Origin of the sequence: Brevibacillus sp. MER 51 (assembly GCF_023714195.1) — a bacterium.
Classification (GTDB): domain Bacteria; phylum Bacillota; class Bacilli; order Brevibacillales; family Brevibacillaceae; genus Brevibacillus.
On the sequence record NZ_JAMAUS010000008.1, the window covers coordinates 225970 to 238845 of the forward strand.

Annotated in this window: 13 protein-coding genes and 1 pseudogene; 10 read left to right on the forward strand and 4 right to left on the reverse strand. The window is 44.3% G+C overall.

The features are described 5' to 3' along the window. Positions 1-332 precede the first annotated feature (332 nt). Positions 333-1124, forward strand: a complete 792-nt coding sequence (locus M3630_RS18630) for a hypothetical protein (RefSeq protein WP_251253037.1) — start codon at positions 333-335, stop codon at positions 1122-1124. Between the two features lie 128 nt (positions 1125-1252). Then, positions 1253-2569: a globin-coupled sensor protein gene (locus M3630_RS18635; protein ID WP_232773479.1), complete on the forward strand. Its 1317-nt coding sequence runs from the start codon at positions 1253-1255 to the stop codon at positions 2567-2569. 1 nt (position 2570) lies between these two features. Here M3630_RS18635 and M3630_RS18640 read toward each other — a convergent pair whose 3' ends face one another. Next, positions 2571-3056, reverse strand: a complete 486-nt coding sequence (locus M3630_RS18640) for a cysteine dioxygenase (RefSeq protein ID WP_251253038.1) — start codon at positions 3054-3056, stop codon at positions 2571-2573. Between the two features lie 362 nt (positions 3057-3418). Between M3630_RS18640 and M3630_RS18645 the strand changes: the two genes are divergently transcribed. From M3630_RS18645 to M3630_RS18660, 4 genes and pseudogenes are all read left to right on the forward strand, one after another. Further along, positions 3419-4453 (forward strand): S1C family serine protease, encoded by a 1035-nt coding sequence (locus M3630_RS18645; protein WP_251253039.1) that lies wholly within the window; start codon positions 3419-3421, stop codon positions 4451-4453. A 25-nt stretch (positions 4454-4478) separates the two neighbouring features. Continuing rightward, positions 4479-6389 (forward strand): stalk domain-containing protein, encoded by a 1911-nt coding sequence (locus tag M3630_RS18650; RefSeq protein WP_251253040.1) that lies wholly within the window; start codon positions 4479-4481, stop codon positions 6387-6389. A gap of 269 nt (positions 6390-6658) precedes the next feature. Then, complete coding sequence (locus M3630_RS18655) at positions 6659-7813, forward strand: MFS transporter (protein WP_251253041.1); 1155 nt, start codon at positions 6659-6661, stop codon at positions 7811-7813. Positions 7814-7880: 67 nt separating this feature from the next. Beyond that, positions 7881-8216, forward strand: a pseudogene (locus M3630_RS18660) (sporulation protein YunB); the annotation flags it as partial. Between the two features lie 29 nt (positions 8217-8245). On the opposite strand, the gene M3630_RS18665 reads toward M3630_RS18660, so the two are convergent. After that, on the reverse strand, positions 8246-9712 hold the full coding sequence (locus tag M3630_RS18665) for a recombinase family protein (RefSeq protein ID WP_251253042.1): 1467 nt from the start codon (positions 9710-9712) through the stop codon (positions 8246-8248). Between the two features lie 172 nt (positions 9713-9884). Beyond that, positions 9885-10100, reverse strand: coding sequence for a helix-turn-helix domain-containing protein (locus M3630_RS18670; protein WP_251253043.1), 216 nt, complete (start codon positions 10098-10100; stop codon positions 9885-9887). A 147-nt stretch (positions 10101-10247) separates the two neighbouring features. Between M3630_RS18670 and M3630_RS18675 the strand changes: the two genes are divergently transcribed. The 4 genes from M3630_RS18675 (at position 10248) to M3630_RS18680 (ending at position 12367) form a co-directional block, all read left to right on the forward strand. Then, positions 10248-10919: a hypothetical protein gene (locus tag M3630_RS18675; RefSeq protein WP_251253044.1), complete on the forward strand. Its 672-nt coding sequence runs from the start codon at positions 10248-10250 to the stop codon at positions 10917-10919. Between the two features lie 8 nt (positions 10920-10927). Further along, positions 10928-11434, forward strand: a complete 507-nt coding sequence (locus M3630_RS31200) for an accessory gene regulator ArgB-like protein (protein ID WP_353057250.1) — start codon at positions 10928-10930, stop codon at positions 11432-11434. Between the two features lie 137 nt (positions 11435-11571). Further along, positions 11572-11946, forward strand: a complete 375-nt coding sequence (locus M3630_RS31205; protein ID WP_353057248.1) for a LytTR family transcriptional regulator DNA-binding domain-containing protein — start codon at positions 11572-11574, stop codon at positions 11944-11946. A 223-nt stretch (positions 11947-12169) separates the two neighbouring features. Then, a complete protein-coding gene (locus tag M3630_RS18680) occupies positions 12170-12367 on the forward strand; it encodes a hypothetical protein (protein WP_251253045.1) in 198 nt (65 codons plus the stop codon). Here M3630_RS18680 and M3630_RS18685 read toward each other — a convergent pair. Further along, positions 12353-12784 (reverse strand): helix-turn-helix domain-containing protein, encoded by a 432-nt coding sequence (locus tag M3630_RS18685; protein ID WP_251253046.1) that lies wholly within the window; start codon positions 12782-12784, stop codon positions 12353-12355. The genes M3630_RS18680 and M3630_RS18685 overlap by 15 nt on opposite strands. Positions 12785-12876 lie beyond the last annotated feature (92 nt).

A 12876-nucleotide genomic window follows, 5' to 3' on the forward strand; every position in this document is an offset into this window, starting at 1 on the left:
TTGATGCGCGCTGTTGTTTTGGAGTCGTCATGAGAGTGCGCCTCCTCGATGAAAGCCTTCATCCTATATGTATGAACGTCAACTCGTCCTTTTTCCCGCTGCGGCTAGCTATGGTAAGTCTTTTGATTCGTACTCATGCGCACCTGCCAGTCCAAGAGAGGCCACGGTCGACGAGTCCGGTCACTCCAAATAATACCGCTCGTTTCATTGCCATAGTGTTCCTCACTTTCTTCGATCCCTCTCTCTTATTTTACCGTTTCGGACGGTATGACCAAAGCCATTTTTTGCATACTACAGATAAGCTGAACAGATGAAAAGGTGGATGTAGCGACATGTGGACAAGCAAGAGGGCAGGTATGATTGGCTGTATCGTATGGATGTTGGCAGCAGCCGGGTGGGGACAAGCAGCTCTTGCCTTGGAGGCGAGAGATGTACAGCTTCCTCCGACTGTGTTTGAGGAAATCCAGGTCAAACGGCAGGATGTGACAGGCGATGGTCGACCGGATCTCGTCACGTTGCTAGGAAAGAGGTTTGCGGCAGACAGCCCTTACTTTGAACACTTAAAAATCATGGTTCAAGACCCCGTTGCGAAAAAAACAACCTTTTTTACAACACCGTACGGCGCTTATCAGCCGGAGATGTCCTTTTGTGATTTTACCGGAGGGGGTGTGCAACAAATTTTGCTTCAGGCGCCGACTGGGGGCAGTGCAGGGACGTCTGAGTTTTATTTGTTCGCAGACAAGGACAATAAGCCGGCGATTTTGCCTGTCCCGCAGCCCTTGACGATTTCGGGCTCCTATCAGGACCAATACAAAGTGCCGTTGACGATCAAGGAGACGGGGGAGACTGTCGTTCTCGATTTGTCTGATCGCAAAAAAATCTATGAAGAAAATGGTGTCTACAAGAACGGGAAGCTGGTTTCTCCAGTAGAGGTCTTGCCTAATACGTTCAGCGTACTCAAGCCCATCGATGAGAACCGCGATGGCATCTGTGAATTAAAAGGGGAGCAGAGAGTCAGCGGTGTTGCCAACGCCGATACGATCGCGTATGTGGAGTCGTACTGGAAATGGGACAAGACAAGCTGGAAGCTGCAACGAGTCGTTGTGAGAAAAGCGGAAATGTAGCTGTTAGTTAGCTAGGCATATTCAACCGCCCATGGTCAAGGTGGGCGGTTTACACCCGTTTGTAAAGGAGTATATAATTGAAAGGATATTCCAGAGATATATGTACTCGGATAAAAGGAGTTCAGGCTATGAGCACATGTCCGTTTTCCACCTTTTTTGGTTTGAAAGGGAAAGGAAAAAGTGAATCTTTTTTTCAGGGGGTGAAGGAAAAGGGGGAAGTGAACGTTGTAGGGAAAAACACCCTTGCGAAGCAACTAGCAATGATCAACCTGACCGAAGAAGAATTGAGCATTGTGAAAGCACTTCAGCCACTTATCATTCAAAATATTGACGCTATTGTAGATTATTTTTATGCCAGTATTGAAAATGAACCGCTTTTAATGAAGATTGTAAACCAAAACAGCACGATTGAACGGTTGAAATTAACGCTGAACCGCCATATCTGTGAAATGTTTAGCGGACGCATCGACAGCGCCTACATTGAACAGCGTAGTAGAATTGCGGTTATTCATATGCGAATTGGCTTGGAACCGAAATGGTACTTGAGCGCATTCCAAAACATCCTGGTTACCTTGATTGATCTCTTGCATAAAAACATCGCGGACAAGGACGAGTTCGTACAAGCCGTCACGGCCGTCACCAAGATTCTCAACATCGAACAGCAAATTGTGCTGGAGGAATATGAAAACGAGCATGAAAAGGCGCGGCAATTGGATCAAGACAAAAAGGACGAGCTGCGAATCCTCCTGACCAATTCTGCGCATGAACTGGCAGCGGTCTCAGAAGAAAACAGCGCGTCTGTTGTGCAATTGACAGAACAGTCGAGAGAAGTGCTTCGTTTTGCTGAAAATGGCACGGGCTTTTCCACGAAAGCACAAGAGCTGTCCCGGGAAGGCAAAGAAAAGCTGGAAAAACAACAGGAACAAATGCGCTTGATTCAGAGTAGCGTCAAGCAAATCTCGGAAGAAATGAACGCGATGGAGGAAAACGCCGAAAAAATCCAAGGGATTGTAGAGGTCGTGACGGCGATTGCCGAGCAGACAAATCTCTTGGCTTTAAATGCTGCGATTGAAGCGGCACGTGCTGGCGAACAGGGACGCGGATTTGCCGTCGTAGCCGATGAGGTACGCAAGCTGGCAGAACAGACCAAAAAGTCCGTATTCGGTGTGCGTGAGCTGATTGAGAAGACGAACCAACAGACGGTAGTCCTCTCATCTGTCGTGGTAGAAATTCAGGCGCTAGTCCAATCGAGCACGGCGGTAGTAAACGAGACGAATGCCTTTTTTGAAGGAATCATGAGCGCTGTCTCAGACAGTAAAGAACAGAGCTCACGGATTCAGCGGGAGCTGGAAAACTTCTTCAAAGTCATGGAAGATATGAACCAAGCGGTGGCACAGGTAGCCAGCTCTGCGGATGAGCTGTCGGAAATAACAGAAAACCTGTAAATCAGTATTGCGATGGTGGTTCAAAGGGACAATATTGGCGGCAATTACGCAATGGTGGACTGTAAACGTTCACGGAAATAACCGGACTTTGTCCATTGTTGCGAATGGCATGAATTTCCCCAGGCTCTACAAAATAGTATTCACCTGTGCTGACATGAGTTGTTTGTGCTCGTTGAACTTCATTTTCATTATTCGTCTGGACATAAATTATATTCGTTAGCGTACCTGAGACTACCAATTCCCAACCAAAAGAATCACCGTGATTATGCGGGATGGATTCCTGATTTGTCGGCAGATGGATCAAGACAACTTCTACATGTGGCGTGGAGAATAATACTTTGCGTCCATAGGGTAGGTTTAGCGGCTCCGGGATGTATGGACCAAGTTGTTCCATGCAAGGAGATAGGGAGACGAGAGCGTGTCTAAGCTGGGCAGGAGTAGGAGAAACGAGGGAGCCAAATGCTTGTTCCAAACGTTCCAGATTCATAAATAACCTCCCAAACGAAAGTCATACTCCCTACACCATATGATCAAATTTCAAGAGTAGTGATAGCATGAGCTTGTCCAAAAGGAAATTATTTACCATTATTCTTACATTGTAAATCAACAGGATTACTTGAGTTTAGGGCGCTTTTAGAGAGAAAGCGTCCTTTTTTGTGCTATCGACAATTAGCGCACTCACCACCTATGTCGATGTTTGTCGAAAAGGTTGGCTTGTCTCGAAACAGGGAATTATTTATTATTATCACATTGAAAATGAAGAGTCGTTTGTTTGATCAGGGGACGCTTTAGAATAAAAAGCGCCTCTTTTCTTTTTTATTGACTTGGATTTCATTGGGGGATTTGTAAATGGAGAGGAAGAAAGGGCTACTAGCCAAAGGCATGCTCATCATCATGTTCACAGTTGGAGCATCGCAAGGGGCATTTGCTCAAGGAAACGTCCCAGTTGTATCAAAGACTTCGTACGCATCCATCGTGGAAGCGGATATTCCGGGGGTAGTAGCGCGTGTTTCTGCGAGCGTAGTAGCGATAGTTGGGAAACCGGAGGGGAATGAGAGCGGTAAAGATAACCGTTTTAATCTCGCTCATGGGACGGGTGTCATTGTAAAAGCGGACGGCTGGATATTGACGAACGCCCATGTCGTAAAGGATATGCGCAATCTAACAGTCATTACGGTAGACGGTAAGCAATACAGTGGAACCGTTACGAATATGGATGAAGAGAGCGACTTGGCTCTGGTGAAGATTCAGGCAACGGGCTTGAAGCCTGCAAAATTCGCATCCAATTACGCGATCCGTGTAGGAGAGCCAGTGATCGCGATTGGGACACCGATCTCTGTTTCATTACGCAACTCAGCCACGCTGGGAATCATCAGCGGGGCAAATCGGTCGGTCAGCTCGACATATCGCTTGATCCAGACAGATGCTTCCATCAATCCTGGCAATAGTGGGGGACCACTTGTCAACGTAAAGGGTGAGGTCGTCGGGATTAATTCGATGAAATTCGTTTCAGTAGGAATCGATAATCTCAGCTTTGCGATCCCTGCAGATACAGCGCAATACGTCATGAACCACTTTTTTACGTATGGCAAAGTAAATCGTCCTTACTGGGGTGCAGAATTGGAGGAGAGCTGGGCAGCCGTGGTCGGACTTCCGACGAAAGAGCCGTTGCGCATTACACGCATTGAGCCGGGCTCACCGGCGGCAAAGGCAGGCTTTCAAGTGGGGGACGTCATTTATTCCATCAACCAAGCTCCGTTCAGTACATTGGTTGAATTCAATGAGCTGCTTAAAAAATACTTGCCAGGACAAACCGTAGAGCTCATGGTGCAATCTGGTGGCGATATGATCAAACGAAAAGTGCAATTTACCAAGCATCCGTAGAGGAAAAGGAAACAGGGAGGGCGTCATGGCTAAGAAGAATTGGAAGGCCTTTTATGCAACAACAATGCTGGCTGTCTCATTGACAACAAGTCAGGTAGCTTGGGCGGCAAATACACAAGCAGAGCAAAAAGTAGAGGTAAAGCTTAAATTAAACGCGAGTAATGCGAAGGTAAACGGTGTTGATGTCACAGTCGAGGAGCCGTATCTCTCCCAAGGAACGACGATGGTTCCACTCAGTCTGTTAACCTCCGCATTTGGAGTTACTCTCCAGTATGATAACGAGACGAAATTGATCGAGCTCATCTACAAGACAAGGAGTGTGAAGCTTGCGCCAGGCAGCAAAGAAGTGTGGATCAATGGCAAGGCCGTGTCCCTGACCGCATCGCCCGAGACGAAAAACGGCAAAACAATGGTGCCGCTCACGGTACTTACCCAAGGCTTGGGGCTTACGATTGTGATCGATGCCAAGACAAAAGACGTAAGCATCATGGGGGCAAAGCAAGGAGATGCCCCCAATGCGGACAGCTCCCTCGATAGCGATGTGGGTAAAACAAAGATTGGTGACAGCTATTATGGCTGGTCGATGCAATACCCTACTGGCATGATTCAGGAGAATCAGAGCTTCCAAGGGAATTACGTCCTGTTCAAAGACGCCAAGGAAGCAACCTATTGGCTCGAAGTTTACATTGAGACGGACCAACCTGAGAACCTTTCAGGCAACGGATTATTGACCCGCTTGGTTGACATGACGGAAAATTCTATCCTGTCAAAAGAATACATAGCCAATGACAAACAGCCGTATGCACGTCTGATCACGAAGTCTTCTGAGGGCAATATGAATGAAGAACGAGCCTATCAAAAAGGGAGCAACATTTATTACGTTACGCTCACGCTAGAGAACGAGGCCGACTTCCGCAATCCTGCGAAATACAGTGTCTACAAAAGCTTGTTAGATAGCTTCACCTTAGACTTTCCGAACGGTGAAAAGTCAGTGAAGGACTTGTCCACAGTGGAAGGAAACTATCGTTGGTACACGAACGATGACTTTGCCTTAAAAGTAAAGGTACCAGCCGAGTGGACCCCGAACTACAGTGATGACATGTTCTTCTCCAATGATGCAGGTACAGAGTGGATGAAGATCAAGATTACCTCCAAGGAGCAAGGTCTTACGCTGGACGAGTGGGTCAAAGACCATGAAAAGCGCAATCGGGAAGATATGAACGAAAACTATATCAAGGTCAGTCCAGAAGTAGGATCTACCTCGATTGCAGGCGAGGCCGCAAAGGAACAGGAATACAGCTTCTTGAATGGAACGACCTGGTATACGCATCAATATCTATTTTTTACAAAAGGCAAGTACAAGTATATGATTACGATCGCGTATATGCAGGATGAGCCTACGGAGGAAATAACCGACCTCACGCGTACGATCAAGCAGTCTTTATCCATCGATCCCTCGAAAATGAATCCGTCACTTGGGCATATCGCGGATGATGATCAAATCGACAAGAATAAGACGGTCATCATCAAAGACAAGAATGCCACGTATTCACTGGAGATTCCAGAGTATTGGCAGGAAACAGGGGGAGAGAACGGAGGGCGGTCTTATGAATTTTTGGGTGGAGATTTTACTTTCCAGGAAACCCCCGGTAAATTGAGCGCCGTAAAGGATTTCGTCATCAAAAATATTGAGGAGAGCAAAGCAATCAAATTTACAATCAAAGAAAATAAAGCGACGACGTTGGCAGGTAAGCCTGCTCACAAGCTGCATGTCCAAGGAAACGAAGCGGGTGTACACTTCGAACGCACCGTCTACTTTATCGAAAAAGGAAACAGTACGTATTTACTGTATTGGTCGCTGGTGGATTCAGCTAAAACAAAGGTCGCAGAAGAGCGTCTGCAAAAAGTAGCGAATTCTCTTACGTTTACAAAATGATAAATGAAGTAAGGTTGAACGGCTGTCGAGATGACAGCCGTTTTTTTGTCGACAACTAGCCTATATACCACCTATCATGTAATTGCGGCAAGAAATGCCGTACAGGACGATTTGGGGAAGCGCCCCCGTCAGAATGTTCCGGACAAATGAGCTTCTTATTTCAATTTTGAGGAGGCATGAGCATGTCAACTGCCATAATCAGTGTACGCACCCACTAGAGGGGGGCGTTGATTCAAACCACCTGTCATGATCGGGAGGTTTGGATGCAGATGAATAAGAAATGGTATTTGTATGTCAATGCGTTGTCATCCTTGGGATCACGGATGAATTTGATCGCGTGTAGCGCGTTGATTTTTACATTTGAACATAGTGCTTATTGGATGACCGCTTTTTTCGTTGCAAGACAACTAGGGGGGATGCTGTTTAGTCCCCTGGCAGGCATGTTGGCTGATCGAATGGACAGAAGGCGCACTATGATCGCAAGCGACATGGGGGCCGGTCTTGCTATTTTGGCTATCGCTTTTTATCCGACACCGTATGTATTAATTGCTGCGGCCTTTCTCAACGGAATGCTGTATACGCTGTTTCATATTAGCTTTCAGGCATCCTTGCCACAAATATTTGGGAGTGAGCAACTGGTTCAGATCAATGGATTAAAGGTCAGGCTGGAGTCATTGGTAGGCATCATGGGCTTCATGCTGGGAGGATGGCTGACAGATCACTATGGTTATACCATTGTGATCACTTTGGATGCCGCCAGCTTTCTTTTCTCAGCATGGATTCTGACGGGACTTCGGTGGGAGGAGAAGGGGGACAATGCGCTAGCTACGTCAAAAGCAGTAAGCAGCTTTCGTGTCACCCTTCGTTACTTGCGGGAAACGCCTGTGCTATTGACGATTAGCTTGTTAGCCTTTCTCGTATCGCTCAGTACGTCTGCGTATAATTACGGGTTGCCTTTTTTGGCGGATCAATTGCACGGTAGTGACGCCACCCTGCACGGATTGATGTGGACGGCGATGAGTATCGGAGGCTTGATTGGCTCCTACGTGGCAACTCGTTTGCGGGTAAAGCTCGTGAATGGGATGCTCATCGCTTATGCTGTTTTTTCCGTAGGGATTGTAGGGGCATTCGCGGCAAACCATGCTGTGTCTGTGCTTATGCTTCTGGTATTTGCTGGTCTTTTTTCCGGGGCAGCACAGGTATATGAGAGCACACTTTTGCAACAAGCCCAAAACGAGCTGCGCGGCAAGGTGATGGGGGTGCAGGGGCTCTTGAGTCGAAGCGGGTATTTCGCTGGTTTTCTTATGGCTCCATTCTTGGCGGGTGCCTTCACTTTATTCGGAATGCTGGTCTTTGCCCAATTGATGCTTGTCGCAGGGTTGATCGGATTTGGCTTGTATCTTGTTTTTCTTTCAAAAAAATAGAAATCCGGGCTCTCGATACACGTAGTCTTTTTTCCAACTCCTAACCATAGGATGTACCAGTTGGGAGGTGTCGGGATTGGCCGTATTTCGACCCCGTCGGCGTTGGAGAAACCCGCTTTCACGTACGAAAGCGTTTTTGATCGCGTTGGTTATCTTTTTTGTTTTGACGATACAGACCCTTGTGTTTTTGCAAAATCGGTTGGAGCCAACTCTCTTGATCCTGGCGACGCAAAAAGCCGAGCAATTGGCGAAAGAAGCGATAACCGATGCCGTAACCAAGCGGATTTCGCAGCAGGGCGTCGATTTTAATCAGATTGTCAAAATCGAGAAGAACAACGAAGGACAGATTCAGGCGTATCAGTTCAACTTCAAGGAATATGCAAGAATCGTGGGTGAAGCTACATTTACCATAGGTGCATAAAATAAAGAGCCTCAGTTAAATGTGAGGCTCTTTATAATTAGCTCTCGGTTCTTGCCTAACTTCATCGCTGTCTGGTTATCAGTATCAGCAGAAATGTTTTTGACAAGAATTGATACGAGTTGTTTCTTTTCGCTGATTTCCGCTACATCCCAAACCATTTGGATGTTTTCCACGAGTGAACGTATTTGACTATCTGTCAACGTCACTTCCTCTTCAGTTTCCTCCAGCAATTTTCTCAGTTCCACTTCCTTTTCCCGATCTTCAGCTAATCTTTCGCGTAAGTCTTCAATTTCAATCAATCCCTCAGCGTACATTGTTTGCCAGCGTTTTCGTTTTTCAACGAGTTTAGAAAGTTCTTTTTGAATAGCAGCCACGTTCTTTTGAGTAGGCATTTTTTGTTTTCTTACGGCTTTCATTGAACTATTGGCATTCGAGTGCTTCGCTAATTCGATTAAGAAAAAGTCTTCAAGTCGTGTTTCTTTTATATATGGAGCGTCACAGTTTTTTTGTTTTACATTTTTGCAAACATAATGACGCTGACTGTAGTAACGTCCAGTTGCCATGGAACGACTTGCCTTTCCGTACATAATTGCACCGCATCGACCGCAGGTAAGAACTCCTGAGAATATGAAATCAGATGCGAGCTGACGAGGATGCTTAAGACTCCTGCTGTTCTTGACCTGTTGTGCACGGAGAAAGGTCTCCTTCTCGATAATTGGTTCATAAACATCCTCAATGATAATCCATTCGTCGGGTGAATTGATTTTTCTTCCGCCTTTTCGGTAATTCCAACGTAAAGCTCCATAATATGTTTGGTTCTCTAAGAGGATTTTGACTGTCATTTTGTCCCATTTCTTTCCCTGTTTCGTTACACTTCCACGACGATTCAGTTCCATTGCAATCCAGTCTAAGCCCTCGCCTTGAAGATAACGAGAAAAAATATCTCGAACAATAACGGCTTCTTCCTCATTTATTTCAAGGGTCCCATTCTTCAGGTCATACCCAAACGGGGGTCTTCCACCTGGGCGCTTTAATTCGTTTACCATCTGTTCTTGCCCAAATTTAACACGTTCTGCAAGGTTTTCACGTTCCCATTGAGCAAGGGCGGCTACGAGAGTTATAAACAACCTGCCAATAGCAGTCGTTGTATCGTAAACTTCTGTTGCGCTTTTGAATTTGACATCATAACGATCAAATTCTTGAAGTAGCTGGTAAAGGTCTAAAACAGATCGTGTTAACCTATCCAATTTGTAGACAAGAACAACATCAACGTTTCGATCTCGGATATCCTTTAAAAGTCGTTGCAATTGAGGGCGCTCGGTATTCTTTGCACTAATCCCCTCGTCTATATAGTAATCATAAATATCCCAGTCCTGGGAATGCACAAAGGCTGTTAGCTTTTCTTTTTGAGCTGCAATTGAAAAGCCTTCTTGAGCCTGTTCTTCTGTTGAAACACGACCATAAATTGCTACTCTCATATTCAACTCTCCAAGAAAGGTATTTTAGAAATATATATAGGAGACGCCGACCTGAAATGCTAGATAACAAAAATATGTCTCCAATAGTCGCAGAATGCTATACTGTTATTTATACCCCGCAGAGGGGTATGACAGTCGGTAAGTAGACTTCCTGCCTACTTACGTGTCTACTTTAAGGAGTGATGATCCATTCGTACAGATCATCCATATGACACTTCAAAACTGTCGCAATAGCCTTCATTGTCAGGGGTGACATGAACCGGGCGTTATTTGCGTAATCAGAGATTCTTTGCGGTTTCTTGTTTAGAATACTCGCCAGTTCTGCTTGTGTCATTTTGGCGTCTTTAAGCCGATCCTTAAGTAGGCACTTTCCGACTGTTACAGTCATATGTGCCTCCATTATTAAAATGTAAGTTATAAGAACAGTTTAGCATCAATGCTAAGTGAAGCTAAATATTTCTTAGCGGATATCGTGGAATGTTAGCTACTGGTAAAGTTATACTAAAGAAAAACATTACCAGCAGGTGACGCAGCGGTGGATTATTTACTTTTTCTATTTCTTGGTTTTTTAGATGGAATTGCAATTATTGCACTTGGATTCAAGGTGTTCCGTCTTCCGGTGACATGGTTTAAACGGGAATTAGGATTAATCGCACTCATACTTACAAGTTGTTCATTTATTGTGAGGATTCTCATTGGATTACCGGAGATAGATATGATTGTTCAGTACAGTATTATTGTTCTGTTTTTTCGGTATCATTTGAAAGTTAAACTTTTCGACGCACTTATGCTACCAGCCATAGGGTATCTGTCGTTTGACCTAGTGCAGCTTATTGTTTATCCGCAGTTGATATCTATAGGGCTAGTCTCCATTCAAGACATCCAACAGAATGTTGGGTATGGAACGTTTTTGATTCAAGTCATCGGACAGGCGATGAGCTTTCTTATTTGCTGGCTGCTATATCGGTTTAATCTTGGCTTCTCATTTGTTGCGTGCCCACCTCATGACATAGAAGATAAATTTACATTACAAGGGTACGACATAATCATGTTCTTTGGAGTCGCGTGCAGCGCCGTTGTTTTTGCCAGCATCTTATATTGGCTGTTCCATTATCATAATCAATGGGAATTTGTTGTTTCTGCTATTGCGGTTATTTTGGGCTTAATGCTTGTCATTGCGTATCGAAAGGAAAGTAACGATATATGATTGAAGTCATGGCTGAGCGAATCGCTAGTATGATAAAAAAAGCGAATCCTGAAGAAACAAAAAGCATCCCTGTCATGGCATATTCCCTTTCAATCCTCATTAACTCAGTTGCCGTCATCATTGTTTCTCTGACAATAGGTATATTGAACGGTAGAACTACGGATACATTTTTGGCTCTTATATCATTTGCCACATTACGAATGGTATCGGGTGGACATCATGCAAGAAGCTTAACCGTATGCTTTGTGGTATCGACGGCCTTGTTCGTACTCATACCGTATATACCCTTGACCAAGACTCAAGTTACATTCGCAAACATATTAGCACTTATTCTCGTAGCAGTCTTCGCCCCGTATAACGGTGAAAAGAACAATATTCCACAAAGGGTTTTCCCTTTATTCAAAGCAATATCGATTACCCTAGTTGTCACGAGTTTGTTAATTGGACATGCTTCAATCGCATTATCTCTATTGGCTCAGGCATTACTCTTAATCCCACTTAGCGGAAGGAGGTGACATCTATGAAAAGAACCGCAGCTAAGTGGGCGTCGAAATTTTTGGGAATGACAGCTGTCGCATTTGCCGTTGTCTTCAAAGGGTTTATTGGATCGCCAGAACTACCATGTGAACTCAACAAGAATAAGTGATGCTGAGTGGCTGAAATCTACAAGATTACAGGTATTCGGGTTGAAAAGGGAAGGGTAATCGAATATCGGGACCTCCTTTTTGACGATATCTTTTTCGTTACATCTTTCCGACCAACGAATACTTCTAATCGGATACTTATCTTCCATACGAGATATGGAGAGTTTCAACAGGTAAATACACTTGATGGAATCAAAAAAGCTTGGCGAAATCATGGTTTCCTCGCTCTCGACTCTGTGAATGTCGTTAATATACGGTCAATTGTTCGAGTTGAGGATAACATGGATCAGATACTGGCTTTTTTCCCTGATGGAACTAGCACAACAATTTCAAGGCAAAAATACCGTAAATTAAAGAAATACTTGAATCAGATCACCCAATAGTATGGGTGATCCTTTTTTATTATTACAGTATATATTTTCAAGTTTTGTAAGTAAATTGCAGTTGAAGCATGCCTCAACGATAAAACAAACACTTTGGAAATGGTGTTATAATTTTCCATAAATATTCGATTTTCGATAATTCCCGCGTCACAAAAAATGAAATTGCGACATGACTGAGTTAACGTTAAATCATACAGATTCCGTAAACGGGGGGATGGAGGCAATGGAAATTTGGTCACTAAAGAAAAACGAAAACATCGATGAAGGGCCAATCACTAATGGAAGCAATAACATCCAGAACGTCGAAATTAATATAGCAGTGGTACGAGCACTTAGAATGATATTAGAAAACAGAGGTGAAATAGGCGCAGACAAAATCATAAATGAAATTAAAAAGAACCGTTCATCATTTTTCAGATGAGCGGTTCTTTGCTTTTAATCCGGCAGCATATACCAGGGCTTGTTCGATAATACGCTTTTGTTCATCTGTTGGTAAGGTCACAAGTGTATCGAGGAGCTCTCTAAGTTCGCCTGTTACTTGCGGATCGTCCTGGAAATTATATTTCCCTTCTGCAACAATGTAGGTTTTAGTTTCGGGAGTTACATCATAAGGATTTTTATTGCCTAATGGTGTTGGGTCGTCCGTTCGTCCAAGAAGATAATCTATTTTAACATCAAAAAAATCCGCAAATTTTTCTAATGTCTCATAATCAGGCTCTCGCCTATCCTTTTCGTAGTGGGATAGTGCAGCACGGGTAATCCCTATCCGTTTAGCTAGTTCTTCCTGAGTCATCTTCATTTTACTTCTAAGTATTGAAATGCGTTCACCGTACGCCATTTCTATCACCACCTACGGTTCATTTTACTCTACAAAATGTATCATACAAATACTTGCGACGAAATGTATCTAAAAGTATTGACAGGATACAT